Raw genomic sequence first — 16973 nt, 5'->3', positions numbered from 1 at the left:
CTGTCGTTAGACTCGCTTCCACTGTTGCCGCAAATTCCCAATCAACCGATCCATGAAGTGCCGTGGCTTCGGTGGTGTACCGGTAAGCGTTGTCAAAATACGCTCAAGCCGCCAGCTAATATCACTCTTTCGGTCAAATTGGTAAAACGGGACTTGAGCGATGACCGCTTTCCTTACAGAAGCGTCATCTGGTAAAAATCCAAGGAACCGAATCGGTTTATTCAAAAACTGTCGGCATGCGACTTCCATCCGTTCGTAACACTGGAGTGCTTCTTCCCCCGACTGCGCCCGATTGACGATGACCCCGATCGGTAAATCCGGACTTTGACGATGCACGAGTTTCGTGTACGCGTAACCATCCATCAGCGATGTCGGTTCTGGGGTCAGGATGAGAAACATCTCGTCACATCCTTCAATGAATCGTAACGATGCGTCCGTTGCTCCTGCTCCCATGTCAAACAGTACGTAATCATAAGTCGTCAGCACTTCAAGTTCACGCATTAAAAACTGCATGTCTGCTTCTGAGAATTGAACTAATGTGTCAAGTCCACTTCCCCCATGTAATATATCGACACCGTGCACGTCTTTCTGAACCGAAGACGCAAGCGGAGTCCGTGTTTTCACAGAATCGACCATCGTTTTAGACTGCGCCGCATTCAAAAGAATGTGCACGTTCGCCATCCCGATGTCGAGATCGACGATCAAGACACGTTTTCCGAGTTCGACGAGCCCGATTGCGGTATTCACGCAGACGTTCGTCTTGCCGACGCCGCCTTTTCCGCTCGCGAACGCGATTGTCGTTGGCGCGACATCCGTCTTCGCTCTTAAACGCCTTGCTTGGTCCATCGTGTCCACCCTTCCTTCTCAAGCATCTTTTGCGTCAAGATGTCTGAGTCGCCGGCGACCATATCGTCCGGCACTTCCTGGCCGTCTGTCAGCCAAGCGACGGGGAGTCCGCTCTCGCGCACCATCCGATACATCGCGTGTATATCACTCGTCTCATCCGCTTTCGTGAAGATGAGCGACCGGAGCGGCAATTTTTCAAACTGTCGGTAAATCAAATCCATGTCTTTCATTTTCGACGTCAGACTGAGCACGAGTGACAGGCTCGTCTCCGAGAAGTCGTGATGGTTATGAAACTGTTCGACGTACGCCTCGTCGCGGAAATTGCGTCCGGCCGTATCGATCAAGACGATATCTTTTCTGGCAAACAGTTGTTTCGCCCGTTTAAAGTCGTCAAAGTCATAGGCTACCTCGACGGGGATATTTAAAATCTCAGCGTATGTCTTCAGCTGTTCAATCGCTGCGATCCGGTACGTGTCGGTCGTAATCAAACCGACCGACATCCCTTGGTCGAGCTTATAGTGGGCGGCAAGCTTCGCGAGCGTCGTCGTCTTGCCGACACCGGTCGGACCGACGAGCATGACGTAGCGCAACGCATCCGGGACCGGTAAAAAGGAACTGCGGATCTGGTCATAGACGTATTGCTCGACGACCTCTAGCGATTTAGTCGTATAGTACAGTTCGTTGATTCGCTCTTCCCACGATTCATCCGTGAACGACTCAGATGATAAGAGCGACTCGATATGGTTCAGCCCCGCCGGCAAACGCCTCTTTTCAGGAACAGGCATCACCGGTTGTGGAGTGGGTGTAGGTGTAGGAATCGATTTCGCCTTTGCTTGCTTCGGCTGTAGGTTCGGCTCGGTTCGAGGCTTGACCGTTAGCGGCGCTTTCTCGAGTGCGGCAATCACTTCAACTTCTTGTGAAGCGAACAACCCGAACCACCCTTTCTTGACTTGGCGAGAATTTAAGATGACAGCCTCGTCGCCAAAATCTTGTTTCACTTTCGCCATCGCTTCGGACATCGTCTTGCCTGTATATTTTTTAATTTGCATATTAAATCACCCCAATACTTTTCACTTCGAGCGAGCTGAGCAATTCGTTATACGCAAGTACCGGAACGTCAGGATAGTACCGTTCGAGCAACTGTCTCACGAATATCCGAATCGTCGGCGAGCAAAGAATGACCGCCGAAGCCCCGTAGCGTTCAAACATCGACAGCTGTTCACCAGAGCGCTCGATGATTTCGCGCGCTTGTTCCGGATCGAGCGCCAAATAGTTGCCGAACTCGGTTTTTTGGACAGCGTCTTGAATAAGTTGCTCGGTCTGTCCTCCGAGTGTGACGACATAGAGTGGACCGTCCGGCGGGCTGACTTGGTCAGTCAACTGACGGGCGAGTCCTTGACGACAGTATTCGCCTAATATATCAGCGTCTTTCGTCACTTTCCCATAATCGGCCATCGTCTCAAACAAGAGCGGCAAGTTGCGAATCGAGACGTGCTCTTTCAATAGATGACGAAGTACTTTTTGGATATCTCCGATTGAGAGCACGGATGGGGTCACATCTTCGACGAGCACCGGGTGTGTCTCTTTCAAGTGCTCGACGAGTTGTTTCGTCTCTTCCCGTCCGAGTAGTTCGGACGCATGTTTTTTAAGCGTCTCCGTTAAATGCGTGGCGACGACAGAAGGTGGATCGACGACGGTATAACCGCTCATCTCGGCCCGCGTCCGCGTCTCTTCATCGATCCAAAGGGCGGGCAATCCGAAAGCCGGTTCCGTCGTTTCAATCCCGTACACTTCAGGGTCTTCAATTCCAGGGCTCATCGCCAAGTAGTGATCGAGCAATAACTCACCTTCTGCGACGACATTGCCTTTCACTTTGATCCGGTAAGCGTTCGGTGACAGTTGCAAGTGGTCACGGATTCGAACCGTCGGTAAGATGAACCCGAGTTCGAGTGCGAGTTGACGGCGGATCATAACGACACGGTCGAGCAGATCGCCGCCTTGCGACTCATCCGCGAGTGGAATCAGCCCGTAGCCGAACTCGAACTCGATCGCATCGATTTGCAGGAGCGAGACGACGGTCTCGGTCGGTGCCGACGGTTCCTCATCCGGTAGCGGTTCAGCAATCGCTTGCTTCAGGCTGCGGCGCATCGAGTACGCCCCATAGAATGTCGCACCCGCGATCAGCGTCGTCACCGGTAGTAGGCTCGGTGACACGAATCCGAGCAAGAAGATGACCGTGCCGGCGATATAGAGCAACGTCGGATTTTGACCGAGCTGGTCGATCACGTCTTCCCCGAGATTCCCGTCCGAGACGGCACGGGTGACGATGATCCCGGTCGCCGTCGAAATGAGGAGGGCCGGAATCTGACTGACGAGCCCATCCCCGATTGTCATAAGCGAGAACGTCGTAAACGACTCACCGACAGGTAATCCCATTTGAACAACGCCGATGATGATACCGAAAATCAAGTTGATGACGACGATAATGATCCCGGCAATCGCGTCACCTTTTACGAATTTCGAGGCCCCGTCCATCGAACCATAAAAATCAGCCTCGCTTTGAATCTTTTTACGGCGGATTTGGGCGTCTTTGTCATCGATCAATCCAGAGTTCAAATCGGCATCGATCGCCATTTGTTTCCCCGGCATCGCGTCGAGTGTGAATCGAGCCGAGACTTCAGATACCCGCTCGGCACCTTTCGTGATGACGACGAATTGGATGATGACGAGAATGAGGAATACGACGAATCCGACGAGAACGTTTCCGCCGATGACGAAGTTCCCGAACGTTTCAATGACTTCCCCACCATATCCGGTCGAAAGGATCGAACGGGTCGTTGACACGTTCAGCCCGAGACGGAACAGCGTGACGATCAGCAAGAGGGACGGGAAGACAGAGAAATCAAGCGCTTCCCGGGCGTTCATCGCCACGAGTAAAATCATGAGGGCGATCAATATATTCACTATGATAAGAAAATCTAGTAAGAACCCCGGTAACGGGATGACCAGCATGACGACGATCATAAGAACGCCAATCAATACTGCGAAATCTTTAGCTTTTACAGCCAACGCATACTCCTCCTCAAGACGGTTGTTTCAGTTGATAGACGAACGCCAACACTTCGGCGATCGCCTGATAAAACGACTCGTCGACGACTTCTCCGATGTCTAGCTGTGCGTAGAGCGCACGGGCCAACGGTTTATTTTCCACGATCGGGATATCGTGCTCTTTTGCGACGTCACGAATATTGAAAGCGACTTGGTCGACCCCTTTGGCGACGACGAGCGGCGCAAAGTCTTTCGTATCGTCATAACGGATGACGACAGCGAAATGGGTCGGGTTGGTGATGACGACGTCCGCGTTAGGAATCTCTTGCATCATGCGCCGCATCGCCATCTCCCGTTGTTGTTGTTTGATTTTCGACTTGATGAGCGGGTCGCCTTCACTGTTCTTATACTCGTCTTTAATGTCTTGTTTCGACATGCGGATCGATTTTTCAAAATCGAACCGTTGATAAAAGAAGTCGAGCAATGCGAGCGCGAGCAATGCGACACTGACCCACAGCCCGAGTTCGATCGTGATCGCAGCGAGTGCGACGACCGATTCACGAACATGTTCGACGGCCATGCGTGACAATTCTTTTTGATTTTGCCAAAGTATAGCGACCGCAGTTGTCAGGATAATCAATAATTTGAATAAGGACTTTAAAAATTCGACGACTGCTTTCATGCTGATGATGCGCTTGACCCCTTTGAGCGGGTCAATCCGCTCTAACTTTGGTTGAATCGCCTCTGTTGAGAACAGTGAACCGATTTGGAAATAGTTGATTAAAATACCGAACACGACCGCAACAATCAAGAACGGTGCTAAAATGATCCCGGCGCGAATGACCAAATCGATCATCATCCCGGACATGCCTTCTGATAAGTCGTACAACAAATACGTTGGACCGAGCAGCTCTTTCGTCAGGCCAAACAGTTGCTGACCGACATAAGGTCCGAGAAAAGATAACATGAGGAACATCGCGAACAAGGCGAACGCTCCGGTCAGATCGGCTGATTTCGCAACTTGTCCTTTTTTACGCGAGTCTTCTCGTTTTCGAGGTGTTGCTTTTTCCGTTTTTTCTCCTGCAAAAAACTGAAGATCGACCGATAAAGAGTATAGAGGCTTCATTGAGCGTCTCCTAACAACGTCATAAAATCACGTAATATCTCTTGCAACACCGGGATGAATTGGCTGATCCCATTCAGCGTCAATCCCATCATCATGACCATCACGGAAAACCCGGCGATCAATTTGAACGAGAACCCGATGGCAAAAATGTTGAACTGCGGGGCCGATTTTGCTAAGAAGCCAAGCGCCAAGTCGACGAGAAGCAGCGATGCCATGAGCGGGAACGCGAGTTGCAATGCGACCATCATCGTCATCGTGACGACCTTCACGGCCATCATGAGCGATCCTTCGCTAAAGTTGATCATCGGTTGACCAGGCGGATAAATTTGAAAGCTGTAATAGATACCGTCGATCAACAGTAAGTGCAGATTACTTGATAGCATGATGAACAGCGTAAAGATGTAATAAAATCGCCCGATCAACGGTGACTGTCCGCCAAACATTGGGTCATACGCTGACGCCATCGCCAGACCGAGCTGCAAATCGATGATTCCCCCGGCAATCTGTGGGGCAAAAAATAAGATGTTGATCAAAATGCCGAGCAGAAGTCCAATCAGCACTTCGTACAGCACTTGAACGATGAAGGCCTGCCCGAGTTCAAGCGGCTCTGTTACCGTGAACATCGCATAATAAGCTAAAAAAGCACTAAACGCAACACGGTGCATGACCGGGAGTTGCCTTGAAGAAAATAAAGGCACACTTACGAAAAATCCGGATAGACGCGCAAACGTCAATCCATATAAACTAATGAAATCGACCGCATTCATTTCGAGGCGACCTCGACCATCAGTTCAAAGATCATCCGCGTAAATCCTTCCATCTGTTGCAGCATCCACGGCGCGAAAACGACGAGCCCGATAAAGACTGCGACCAGCTTTGGAACGAACGATAGCGTCTGTTCTTGAATTTGAGTCGTCGCCTGTAAAATCGAGATGACGAGTCCGACGACGAGGGCGATCAAAAGAAGTGGCATCGAAATCTTTAATAACGTCCATACACTCTCTGTCGCCAAATAGATGACCATTTCATGCGTCATAATCGTTCCTCCTACATACTTCTAAGCAATGATTCCACGATTAAGTGCCATCCATCCACTAATACAAACAACAACAATTTGAACGGCAGAGCGATCATGACCGGTGGAAGCATCATCATCCCCATCGACATGAGCACACTCGCCACGACCATATCAATGATCAAAAAAGGCAAGAAAATCATAAAGCCGATTTGAAACGCCGTCTTGAGCTCACTGATGGCGTAAGCTGGTACCATCGCGAGCAAAGGAACGTCTTCGACCGACTCCGGTTGCTCATAATTCCCGTATTTGATAAACAGTTGCAAATCTTCCTGTCGCGTATACTTTGCCATGAATCGTTTCATCGTGTTACCGGCTTCCTCGAACGCCTCATCTTGACTGATTTCGTCGTCCATATACGGAGACAACGCCTTGTCGTTTAAATCAGATAAGACCGGAGACATGACGAACAGCGTGATGAACAAGGCGAGCCCGATGATCAATTGGTTCGGCGGTGTCTGTTGCGTTCCTAAGGCTGGCCGAATGAACGAAAGGACGACGACGACACGTGTAAAACAAGTCATCAAAATCAAGAATGACGGCGCCAGCGTGAGCAGTGTCAATACGACTAATAATTTAATCGAAGTCGACGTGCTGTCCGGCGTTTCTAAATTGATCAGTTGTTCAATCGTCGTCATTGCTTCTTCCTCACTTCTTCAATCTGTGACAGTTGTTGTTTGAACGTATCTAAGAACGTTGATGTGTTCGAAGTGTTCAGTGAAGGCGCGTCGTGCGCTGCTTCATCGATCGATTCCGCGTCGATTCGATCAATCAATTGAATCGATTCACCGACACCGAGCACGTATACTTGCTCACCTAACTTGACGAGCTGCACCGAGCGGTCCTTCCCAAGCGGTACCCCACCGAGATGTTTCATATGTTGCGCCGTCTTCACACCTTGCGTCCGTGCGTTTAACCAACGCATCAAGACGAGGAATCCTCCAATTACGACAACTAAACTCAAGACGACCTTGACCAACGTCCCGACCGTCGAGACGGTCGTAGGGACAGATTGATCTTTGGCTTCAGGCTGCTGTTGTTCGAACTGTTTATCCACGGTGGCGGCCTCGACCGTGGCCGGCACAGACAGCCCGACCACGAGCAGGAAAATCAACCACCACTTGTTCATTGTGCGACCGTTTTCGAAACTGCCTCGACGACACGTTCCGCGTTGAACGGTTTTACGATGAAGTCTTTTGCTCCCGCTTGGATCGCATCGATGACCATCGCTTGTTGCCCCATCGCCGAACACATGATGACTTTGGCGTTCGAATCGAACCCGCGAATTTCTTTCAATGCCGCCAGGCCGTCCATTTCTGGCATCGTGATGTCGAGGGTGACGAGATCTGGCGTGAGTTCACGGTATTTTGCGACCGCGTCAATACCGTTCTCTGCCTCACCGACCACTTCAAACCCGTTCTTCGTTAAAATATCTTTAATCATCATGCGCATGAACGCCGCATCATCTACCACCAAAATTTTTGCACTCATTGTTCTTCCTCCTTAAACGATTCCAATCCGCTCATGCGGTTGGATGATTTCTGTCACACGTACCCCGAAGTTCTCTTCGATGACGACGACTTCGCCGCGGGCAATGCGTTGTTGGTTCACATAAATATCGACGGGCTCCCCTGCCAATTTATCAAGTTCGATGATCGACCCTTGCGACAGTTCGAGCACTTCTCGCACTGACCGTTTCGTCCGGCCGAGTTCGACCGTCACGTTGAGCGGCACATCATACAGCAAACCTAGGTTTGCCGGCACCGAATCGTTTGACGTCGGGGCGTGGAGCGGCATGAACTCAGCCTGGCTGACCGCCACTTCTGGGGCTGACGTTTTTTCAGCGCGTGCCGGAGCAGGTGCCGGAGCTTTCGCTGGTGTGACCGCCGCTTGAACTTTCGGCTGCTCTTGTTTAGGCGCGGCCGGGGCTGAAGTCGTAGCTGCAATCAGTTCGTTCACCAGTTGTTTCCCGAATTGAATAGGGGCAATTTGGACAATTTTTGAATCAATCAACGTGCCGACTTTCAAATCGAACTCGATCAGCACCATCGTCTCCCAAAGTTCGAGCCGGTCAATGATCGTCTGATTTTTCGTCGCATCGAATACTTCGACGAGCGGCGGCGAAATATCAATTTTTTTAGAGAACACGGTCGAGAGCGACGTGGCCGCAGCCCCCATCATTTGGTTCATCGCTTCTTGAACAGCCGACAATCGAATCTCATCGAGTCCTTCCGGATCGACACCGATACCGGTCCCGCCGAGCATCAAATCAGAAATGATGGCCGCGTCTTCACGGGTCAAGACGAGGACGTTCTCCCCTTTCAACCCTTCGGTATAACCGACCCGAAGCGCCACGTGAGGTGTCGGATAACGATCTCTGAGCTCATCGATCGTCACTTCACTGACGACCGGGGTCGTGATTTCTACTTTTTGTTGCAGTAACGTCGACAGCGCCGTCGCGGAATTTCCGAACGAGATATTCCCAATCTCTCCTAGGGCGTCGCTTTCCATCGAGTCGAGATGTTCTCCGCTCTCGTCTACCGGTTTTGGCGAACTGTCGCTCGTTCCTCGTAATAACGCGTCAATTTCATCTTGTGACAACATCTCACTCATTGCTCTTCCTCCTTCACCCGGTGAAGTACTTGGACCGCCATCCGCTTCCCACTCACACCGACTTGCCCTCTGAATACTTTATTTTCCCCAACTAAGACAGATAGCGGGTCTTTCACTAATTGGTCGAGCGTCAAACAGTCACCGATCTCTAAATGCAACAAGTCACCGAACGTGATTGTCGTCTCCCCGAGCAGGGACACGACTTCTACCGTCGAGTTCATCAATTGGGCTTTGAGCGGTTCTTGACTGTTCCCGCTCGCATTGCGGCGGTTCGCCTCTTGCATCCAATAATGACTCGATAGTTTCGATAGCACCGGCTCGATCGTCACGAACGGCAAACAGACGTTAATCGTCCCGCTCACTTCTCCGATCGTGACCCCGATCGAAATGAGCACGACCGTCTCGTTTGGTGACACGAGTTGAAGGAACTGTGGATTCACTTCAACAGCCGTCATTTCGGACTTGATCTCGGCAATCGACTCCCACGCTTCCCCGTAACCGGCAAAAGCTCGTTTATATAGCTGAGTCAAGATTCGCATCTCGATCTCAGTGAAGCTCTCGACTTTTTCAATCTCGACGCCAGGTCCCCCGAGCAGTCGGTCCAACATCGCGTAAGAGATGTTCGGATTGACTTCGATGATGAACCGGCCGTTAAGCGGGGGCGCCTCAATCAAGTTGATCATCGTCATACTCGGAATCGAATGAATGAACTCATCATATGGAAGCTGTTCGACTGAATTGACCGTGAACTGGACATACGTCCGAAGTTGGGCCGAGAAAAAAGTCGTCAGCATCCGTGTGAAATGTTCATGGATCCGGGTCAAGCTACGAATTTGATCTTTAGAGAAACGGACGGCCCGTTTGAAGTCATACTGCCGTACTTTTCGTTCTTCTTCTTGATTCAAAAAGGAATCGGCTTCGACATCTCCACTGCTTAGCGCTGATAACAGGGCATCAATTTCTTGTTGAGACAGTACTTCTCCCATGATGCCACCTCACTGTATAATTTTCTTCGTCATATAGACGCGCTGGACCTCACCTTTTTCCAGCAGTCCGTTTAATTGCTCGCGCAAGGATTGCTCGAACTTCTGCATATCTTCCTTCGTCGTGAGCTGTGCCTTCGTCATACCGGCCAAATCACCAAGGATGACGTTATGGACTTGGAATTTACGAAGTTCAAGATCTTCTTTCGTCTCTGCCGCATCGGTCACAATCGTGAATTGGACGTTGATGAACCGTTCGTCTTGAATGTTCGTCGTCATATCCTCGGTCGTGAAGCTGCGCTCGGCGAGTTCTTCTGCCGTCACAGGTTTCGTTTTAGCCGTCACGTTGTCGCCGAATACATATTTATAAGTCATAAACCCAGCGCCCCCCATGACGAGTAGGACGACGAGCAGGATGAGCACCATTTTCATGGCGCCTCCTTTTTGTTTTTCTTCACTCATCTTCTTCACCTCTTGTGACTGTCGTTCCCATCAACCCAATCGAGCCGTAAAATGCTGTCGTCCGATCTATGATTTGATCTTTCGTCTCTTTGACGATATAAGTTTTACCGTTATACAAATGAATGATCGTGTCAGGTTCGGCCTTGACCGTCTCGATGAACAAGGCGTTCAAGACAAATTCCTCATCCCGCAATGTCGTGACGCGTATCATCAGCGTTTCAAGTTGACGAGTTCTTGTAAAATCTCGTCTGACGTTGTGATGATTCGTGTGTTCGCCTGGAACCCACGTTGCGCGATAATCATTTCTGTGAACTCTTCTGATAAGTCGACGTTCGACATTTCGAGTGCGCCCGAGACGAGTTCACCGCGTCCGTTTTGACCTGGAATGCCAGGGTTTGGAGCCCCTGAGTTTTGCGATTGAATATAGTTGTTCGCTCCGACTTTTGATAGACCGGCGTTATTGGCAAACGTGACGACTTGAATTTGACCGACGTTTGTTGAAGCACCCGCAGCATTGACGTAACTGACTTGTCCGTCTTTTCCAATCGATAGTGATTTCGCTCCAGCAGGTACAGTGATTTTAGCGCCCGCTGTGCTAAGTACATATGCTCCATCACCATTGACGATATCCCCGGCATTATCTGTATAGAAGTTACCGGCCCGTGTGTATTGGGTTTGCCCGTTCACGTTGACTGCGAAGAAGCCTTCACCTGAGATCCCGACATCGAGCGCTCTCCCTGAGTTTTGCATCGCGCCTTGGTTGTAGACGTTGTCGACCGTCGCCATCGTGCCTCCGAGACCGACTTCTTTCGGGTTGATCCCGCCGGCTGTTAGCCCGTTCCCGCCTGACGCACTACCGACTTGCTGGCTGACGAGGTCTTTGAACGTGACGCGGCCTTTTTTATACCCGAACGTGTTGACGTTGGCGATGTTGTTACCGACGACATCAAGCTTTGACTGGAAGTTCTTTAATCCGCTGATTCCTGAGTACATTGCTCTTAACATGATGAATCCCCCTTATGCTTGTTTGATGGACGTAATATTGTAGACGCTTACCGAGCTGCCGTCTTCGAGATCGGCCATGTATCCTGACTCATCCGTTCTTGAAATCGAGACGACACGTCCCGATCCTTTGATCGTCTCCGTCTCAGTCTCCGTTTTATGGTCGACCGTCTTGCCGATCATATTGCTGAACTCGGAGATCGAGGCCATGTGGCGGTCGACGAGTACTGAATCAAGTTGTTTCGAAATCGTCTGCATTTGTTCGAGTGATGAAAATTGAGCCATTTGTGAGATGAACTCTCGGTCTTCCATCGGTGACATCGGATCTTGGTTGCCAAGTTGGGCCATCAATAGCTTTAAGAACATGTCCTTATCGTATTGGTTCGTCGCTTTAGGCAGCGATTGATCAGGTAACGTATAATCATTCGTCTTCGGTTGGATGGTCGTCATCGTCGGGTTCCCCTTTCGGTTGTTCCTGTTGTTCTGGTTCAGGTTGGTCTGACCCGCTAAACGTCGATGATTTCGCTTCGAGCGCTTGTTGCGTCAAACTCACTTCGACCCGGATGTGCTGCGACAGCGGTTGGAGCGTCTGTTGCAGTTGTTGCATTTGCGACTGGAGCAGCTGTTTTGCTTCTTGGTTGCTCGCGAACAGCTTGACGACGAGTTCGCCGTTATGGCGCTCGAGTTTGACGACGAGTTCACCTAGCTGTTCCGGATAGAGTCGAACGGTAAACACTTTCGACCCATCGGCCCCGCTTCGGAACGGTGCTCTTTGAAGAGCAGCCTCAATCCGGGCTTGGAGGTTCTCTGGAAGCGATCCCTTTGACGCGTACATGACCGTTTCCGAGTCAATTTGTGGTCGTGACCATGTCATGCCTTTCGGTAACCAGTCGACGTTTTCTTTTCCGGCTTGCGGTAATACATTTATCGGCGTTTCATTTTGATAAGGGAGGGGAATATGTTTTGTGGTCTGGGTTAAACTCCCTTTAAATTGCGAAACGATTTGCTGGATGACTTGGACGTTCTCGTTTACGGTTGGCTGGCCTTGTTTTCCACCCAACGCATCACGTTCCGCCTTTCCTAACATCATCGCGCCCGGTAATATCGTTTGGGCGGTAGCCATTGTGGTCATAACGTCTGAAGAGACCGTTTCTGCTGTCGTTCCTGTAGCTGTAGCTGTTTGGGCGATGATGCCGATATAGGCGTCCATGAACTTACGATAGGCGTCTTGTGGCAAAGACTTTAACCACTCTAAACTATCGGGTTGTTGTAACCACTGTTCAAGTTGGCTCGACAAGTTCTCGAGCGGAAGGGCGCTATCTGTCACAATTGGCGCATTCGGTGCGAGTGTCGTCGGCGCAGCTTCCAACTCAGCTAACGTTTCCGTCGAGGTGCCGAGCATCGATGACAGCAGGTCTAAAAACTGTCCGGTCGGGGTAGATCCTGTCTCCCCGCCTTTCGCTGTCGTTCCTTGGACCGCTTGAGCAAGTAAGGCGATATTCATCATCTCTTCCTCCTTTCACGTTTCATTGGAGCAATTGCGTGACGACGGCCGCCTGTTGTGCGTCCATCCGTCCTAATATGTCAGCCTGTTGTTTCGGCGACAGTTCTTTTAAGATTGTCACCACTTGCGGGCTGTCGAGTTCGTTCATGATTGCGGCCGCTTGTTTGGCGGACATTTCTTCATAGACGCGAGACACGTTCGACGTCTCTTCCTCCACTTCTGCTTCCGTAGTGGCTCCGAGTTCAGACACGAGGCGATCCCGCTCTTTAATCAAGTCCGATACTTCTTTTTGTCTCGCTTTTACTTCATTCGTCAATTCGACGTTTTCCGTGCGAAGTTTTTCAATCTCAGCGTTCGCGACTTTTAAACGATTCGTCGTGTCCGCGTCAATGCCGGTGACATTGACTTTTGTTTCAACCGTCTCATCTTTGTCTGCCTGTTCGCTTGTTTCTATGAACGGCACCGATAATAGCGGCCGGTCCATCGCATAGTTCATGACGACGATTCCGCCGACGAGTAAAAAGATTGCCGGGACGAGGACAAGAGCGACCAAGAGCTGTATGCCTCGCTTATTGTTCTCTTTTTCCATCCGCTTACTTCCCTTTCCCGTGATGAATCACTGCCAACTCATCGATAAAATGTTGTTCGGTGAGTTTCGAGACGGCCACTTCATTTTGGCTGACCTTCTCATGCAACGTTACATATTTTTTCTCTTCGACAACTTTTCCGAGCAAACGCTCTTGAGCCAGATTGTAACGGTTCCGCGACTGTTGCACGACGAGTTGTTGCGTCTCAATTTGACGCTTTAACTGTTCCCTCGCCTTTTCACGATATTGGAACATGAGCAGATCAATCACACCAGATTGTTCATCTTGACTCTTCATGAGCGTCTCATACGTCACTACTAATCGATACAGCGTCTCCATCTCGGCTTCGAATCGCGCCTTATGACCTCTCATCTCTGTCGCCGATTCTTCTTTTGCATGCTCGGCAATCGGCATGATGCGTTCTAACAACAGCTTGTTCATGATTCACCTCTCGCAATTCCGACAAGACGATCGAGCGTCTGCTCGATCGATGCCTCTTCTTCAATCGACTGTTTTAAAAATGTGAGCAGTCCCGGATATTCATCGATTGCTGTATCGATCGCAGGATTCGTGCCCTTTTTATAGGCTCCGATGTTAATCAAGTCTTCCGCATCCAGATAAGTGGCGAGCCAACTCCGAAACGTCTGCGCGGCATCGCGATGTACAGGTGAAGCAATCTGGTTCATGACCCGACTGATCGACTTTAAGACATGGATCGCCGGAAACTGCCCTCGGTTGGCGAGCGAACGGTCCATCACGAAGTGACCGTCTAAAATCCCACGGACGGCATCCGCGATTGGTTCGTTCATATCGTCCCCGTCAACGAGGACGGTATAAAACGCCGTGATTGAACCGGTGACGGACGTCCCGCTCCGCTCTAGCAGTTGCGGAAGCATCGCGAACACGGAAGGCGTATATCCTTTCGATGTCGGTGGTTCTCCGGTCGCTAGCCCGATCTCTCGTTGGGCCATCGCGAATCGGGTCACTGAGTCCATCATAAGGACGACCTCTTTGCCTTGGTCCCGGAAGTACTCGGCGATCGCCGTCGCCGTGTAAGCGCCCTTCAAACGCACGAGCGGGGGTTGATCGCTCGTCGCTACGATGACGACCGATCGAGCCATGCCTTCAGGACCAAGTTCTTTTTCGATGAACTCTTTCACTTCTCGTCCCCGTTCGCCGATCAATGCGATCACGTTTATATCTGCCGATGAGCGTTTAGCGATCATGCCAAGCAATGTCGATTTCCCGACGCCTGATCCCGCAAACAAACCGACACGTTGACCTTTTCCGACCGTCAACAGACCGTCGATGATCCGGACCCCGGTCGACAAAACGTCTAAAATGCGTGGACGTTCTAACGGGTTCGGCGGTTTTCGAAGCACATCGTAGCGTTTGCCCGTCGTCATCGCCGCACCCGATAAAGGACGCCCAAGCCCGTCAAGGACTTGACCGATCAGTTCGAACCCGACCGGTACTTGGAGCATGTGCCCCGTCCCTTTGACGATACAACCTGGGGCGATCTGTGTCGTTTCTCCGTAAGGCATGAGCAAGACGCGCTCTTCATTGAAGCCGACGACCTCGGTTTCAACCGTTTGGCCGGACGGTAACTCGATCAGGCAGCGCTCACCGATAAACGCGCTCGGACCGTTCGATTCGATCATCAGCCCGATGACGCGACAGACACGACCGACTTTACGCACATACTCATCTTCGGGAGCAGCGGTGATTGTGTCGAATACGCGGTCAATAAGCGCCATCGGATAGAACCTCCTCGATCTTGGAACGAATTCGTTCAAAACTGTACGATACGTCGAGCTCGTTGCCATGATGTGGCGTCTCGATCCGCACGCTCGTCTCTGTCAACGAGACATCGGCCCGATATTTCAACGGCGGCATCTGTTCGGATTGCCACATCGACTCGAAACGTTGGATCGATGCAAGTCGCGTCGGGTGGACGAAGACGGTCAACGCTTCGGCATCGATTTGGCGTAGCAGTTGTTCGCGGATCATGTCGGCGAACAACGCCTCCTCGTTTCGGACGAGATCGGTCGTGACACGTGCACTGATCTCGACAGCCAAATCAACTAACTTCGTCTCGGCATCTCGCCATTTCTGTTCGAACAAGTTCTCAAGTTCGGTGCCGACCGTGTTCAATCGGGCTGTCAACTCATCGAACTCTGACTTTCCTTCTTGACGTCCTAAGTCAAAACCTGACCCGTACCCTTCCTGATAAGCAGCTTCAAGCGTTTGCTCTCGTAACAGTTCAAGCTCATGTTCCACTGCTTCACGGTGCAACTTGATCGCTTCTTCCTCTTGGCGGAGTGAAGCATATCTCATTTCTAACTCTTGTTCATGACTACGTTCGACCACAACCTCTGAAAACGGTTCAAGGAATGGACGCGAATCGATTCGCTGTGGTTCGAGCGGCATCGCTCGTTGACGTTTGATTACGTTAGACAACGATGTCATCTCCTCCACCACGGCTAATCACGATCTCTCCGACATCTTCTAGGCGGCGGATGATTCCGACGATGCGGCTTTGTGCTTCTTCGACGTCACGCAGTCTGACCGGTCCCATGAACTCCATATCTTCTTTGAACGTATCGACCATTCGTTGCGACATGTTTTTGAAGATGATTTGTTTGACCTCTTCGGAAGATACTTTGAGCGCGAGCAGAAGGTCGTCGTTGGAGACTTCGCGAATAATCCGTTGAATCGCACGTGAGTCGAGCGTGACGATATCTTCGAAGACGAACATCCGTTTTTTGATCTCTTCCGCGAGTTCCGGGTCTTCGATCTCGAGCGCGTCAAGAATCGTCCGCTCCGTCGTCCGGTCGACACCGTTAAGCACTTCGACGACTGCCTCGATTCCGCCGGATTGGGCGTAATCTTGCATATCGGTTTGCGATAAGTTCTTTTCAAGAATCTGTTCGATCTCATGAATGACGTCCGGGTTGAGGCGATCCATCGTCGCGATTCGTTTCGCGACCTCCGACTGAATCTCTGGCGGAAGTTCCGACAAGATTTGCCCGGACTTGACCGGTTCAAGATGAGCCAAGATTAAGGCGATCGTCTGCGGGTGCTCGTTTTGAATAAAGTTGAGCAACTGCTTCGGATCGGCTTTTCGGGCAAATTCAAACGGTCGGACTTGCAGCGTCGAAGTGAGACGATGAATCAACGCCATCGCCTTCTCTTCTCCGACCGCTTTCTCTAAAACCGTTTTCGCAAACCCGATGCCACCTTGGGTGATATAACTCTGTGCCATCGCCAGGTCATGAAATTCTCCTAAAATGGCTTCCTTTTGTTCAGACGACACTTTTCGAAGTGCCGATATTTGTAGCGTCAACTGCTCCATCTCTTCTTCGGACAGGTGTTTATACACACTTGCCGCCACTTCAGGTCCAAGCGAGATCATGAGCATGGCCGCTTTTTCTCGGTTCGGTTGTTTTGCGTAGTTCACAGTACTCACTCCTCAGACATCCAAGTACGAAGAAGCTTGGCGAACTCTTCTGGATTACTCTCTGCCAATTTCTCCAACTGTTTCTTCTTGACGGCACCTTCGCCTCGCTCTTCCAAGTCGAGATCAGGTACTTCGTCTTCATACGGTACTTCCCATTCATTCGTTTCCGGAACCGGTTGCTTATTCCGTCTTCGCATGGCGAAGAATAGAAGTGCGAGCAAGACGACAGCACCTGCTGCGGCTGCGTACATCCACCACGCTGTCGGC

The 16973-nt window shown here is 50.8% G+C and carries 21 protein-coding genes and 1 pseudogene; all 22 read right to left on the bottom strand.

What is annotated here, in order from left to right:
• Nucleotides 1–6: 6 nt before the first annotated feature.
• Nucleotides 7–846, bottom strand: coding sequence for a MinD/ParA family protein (locus A6395_RS14765; RefSeq protein ID WP_071399614.1), 840 nt, complete (start codon nt 844–846; stop codon nt 7–9).
• A complete protein-coding gene (locus A6395_RS14760; RefSeq protein ID WP_071399613.1) occupies nt 825–1895 on the bottom strand; it encodes a flagellar biosynthesis protein FlhF in 1071 nt (356 codons plus the stop codon). The genes A6395_RS14765 and A6395_RS14760 overlap by 22 nt, the downstream gene beginning before the upstream one ends.
• Nucleotide 1896: 1 nt before the next feature.
• Nucleotides 1897–3870 carry a flagellar biosynthesis protein FlhA gene (gene flhA, locus A6395_RS14755; protein WP_131443538.1) on the bottom strand — a complete coding sequence of 658 codons (1974 nt, stop codon included), beginning with the start codon at nt 3868–3870 and terminating at the stop codon, nt 1897–1899.
• Nucleotides 3871–3928: 58 nt separating this feature from the next.
• Nucleotides 3929–5020 carry a flagellar biosynthesis protein FlhB gene (flhB, locus tag A6395_RS14750; RefSeq protein ID WP_071399611.1) on the bottom strand — a complete coding sequence of 364 codons (1092 nt, stop codon included), beginning with the start codon at nt 5018–5020 and terminating at the stop codon, nt 3929–3931.
• On the bottom strand, nt 5017–5787 hold the full coding sequence (fliR, locus tag A6395_RS14745) for a flagellar biosynthetic protein FliR (RefSeq protein WP_071399610.1): 771 nt from the start codon (nt 5785–5787) through the stop codon (nt 5017–5019). Before fliR ends, flhB begins: the two co-directional genes overlap by 4 nt.
• Nucleotides 5784–6056, bottom strand: a complete 273-nt coding sequence (fliQ, locus tag A6395_RS14740) for a flagellar biosynthesis protein FliQ (protein WP_070327486.1) — start codon at nt 6054–6056, stop codon at nt 5784–5786. Before fliQ ends, fliR begins: the two co-directional genes overlap by 4 nt.
• Nucleotides 6057–6067: 11 nt before the next feature.
• The gene (fliP, locus tag A6395_RS14735) at nt 6068–6733 is read right to left on the bottom strand and encodes a flagellar type III secretion system pore protein FliP (RefSeq protein WP_016508219.1); all 666 of its coding nucleotides are present in this window, start codon (nt 6731–6733) and stop codon (nt 6068–6070) included.
• On the bottom strand, nt 6730–7224 hold the full coding sequence (locus tag A6395_RS14730; RefSeq protein WP_071399609.1) for a flagellar biosynthetic protein FliO: 495 nt from the start codon (nt 7222–7224) through the stop codon (nt 6730–6732). Before A6395_RS14730 ends, fliP begins: the two co-directional genes overlap by 4 nt.
• The gene (locus tag A6395_RS14725; protein WP_035385909.1) at nt 7221–7586 is read right to left on the bottom strand and encodes a response regulator; all 366 of its coding nucleotides are present in this window, start codon (nt 7584–7586) and stop codon (nt 7221–7223) included. Before A6395_RS14725 ends, A6395_RS14730 begins: the two co-directional genes overlap by 4 nt.
• A gap of 12 nt (nt 7587–7598) precedes the next feature.
• Nucleotides 7599–8708, bottom strand: coding sequence for a flagellar motor switch phosphatase FliY (gene fliY / locus A6395_RS14720; RefSeq protein ID WP_071399608.1), 1110 nt, complete (start codon nt 8706–8708; stop codon nt 7599–7601).
• Entirely contained in the window at nt 8705–9694 is a 990-nt protein-coding gene (gene fliM, locus A6395_RS14715; RefSeq protein ID WP_070327489.1) for a flagellar motor switch protein FliM, read from the bottom strand. Before fliM ends, fliY begins: the two co-directional genes overlap by 4 nt.
• Before the next feature lie 9 nt (nt 9695–9703).
• Nucleotides 9704–10153 carry a flagellar basal body-associated FliL family protein gene (locus A6395_RS14710; protein WP_071399607.1) on the bottom strand — a complete coding sequence of 150 codons (450 nt, stop codon included), beginning with the start codon at nt 10151–10153 and terminating at the stop codon, nt 9704–9706.
• Complete coding sequence (locus tag A6395_RS14705; RefSeq protein ID WP_071399606.1) at nt 10146–10364, bottom strand: flagellar FlbD family protein; 219 nt, start codon at nt 10362–10364, stop codon at nt 10146–10148. The genes A6395_RS14710 and A6395_RS14705 overlap by 8 nt, the downstream gene beginning before the upstream one ends.
• Entirely contained in the window at nt 10364–11158 is a 795-nt protein-coding gene (gene flgG / locus A6395_RS14700; protein ID WP_071399605.1) for a flagellar basal body rod protein FlgG, read from the bottom strand. The genes A6395_RS14705 and flgG overlap by 1 nt, the downstream gene beginning before the upstream one ends.
• Nucleotides 11159–11170: 12 nt before the next feature.
• Nucleotides 11171–11605, bottom strand: a complete 435-nt coding sequence (locus A6395_RS14695; protein WP_071399604.1) for a flagellar hook capping FlgD N-terminal domain-containing protein — start codon at nt 11603–11605, stop codon at nt 11171–11173.
• Nucleotides 11577–12659: a flagellar hook-length control protein FliK gene (locus A6395_RS14690; protein ID WP_236637568.1), complete on the bottom strand. Its 1083-nt coding sequence runs from the start codon at nt 12657–12659 to the stop codon at nt 11577–11579. The genes A6395_RS14695 and A6395_RS14690 overlap by 29 nt, the downstream gene beginning before the upstream one ends.
• A gap of 22 nt (nt 12660–12681) precedes the next feature.
• The gene (locus tag A6395_RS14685) at nt 12682–13248 is read right to left on the bottom strand and encodes a MotE family protein (protein ID WP_071399602.1); all 567 of its coding nucleotides are present in this window, start codon (nt 13246–13248) and stop codon (nt 12682–12684) included.
• Nucleotides 13249–13252: 4 nt separating this feature from the next.
• Nucleotides 13253–13687, bottom strand: a complete 435-nt coding sequence (locus A6395_RS14680; protein ID WP_016508248.1) for a flagellar FliJ family protein — start codon at nt 13685–13687, stop codon at nt 13253–13255.
• Nucleotides 13684–15003: a flagellar protein export ATPase FliI gene (gene fliI, locus A6395_RS14675; RefSeq protein WP_071399601.1), complete on the bottom strand. Its 1320-nt coding sequence runs from the start codon at nt 15001–15003 to the stop codon at nt 13684–13686. Before fliI ends, A6395_RS14680 begins: the two co-directional genes overlap by 4 nt.
• Complete coding sequence (locus A6395_RS14670) at nt 14990–15715, bottom strand: FliH/SctL family protein (protein WP_233589597.1); 726 nt, start codon at nt 15713–15715, stop codon at nt 14990–14992. Before A6395_RS14670 ends, fliI begins: the two co-directional genes overlap by 14 nt.
• Nucleotides 15699–16706: a flagellar motor switch protein FliG gene (gene fliG / locus A6395_RS14665; protein WP_084813104.1), complete on the bottom strand. Its 1008-nt coding sequence runs from the start codon at nt 16704–16706 to the stop codon at nt 15699–15701. The genes A6395_RS14670 and fliG overlap by 17 nt, the downstream gene beginning before the upstream one ends.
• A gap of 5 nt (nt 16707–16711) precedes the next feature.
• Nucleotides 16712–16973 (bottom strand): annotated as a pseudogene (locus tag A6395_RS14660) (flagellar basal-body MS-ring/collar protein FliF); the annotation flags it as partial.

It is taken from the genome of Exiguobacterium sp. SH31 (assembly GCF_001816105.1).
Classification (GTDB): domain Bacteria; phylum Bacillota; class Bacilli; order Exiguobacteriales; family Exiguobacteriaceae; genus Exiguobacterium; species Exiguobacterium aurantiacum_A.
This window is presented reverse-complemented; position numbering and strand designations above follow the sequence as displayed.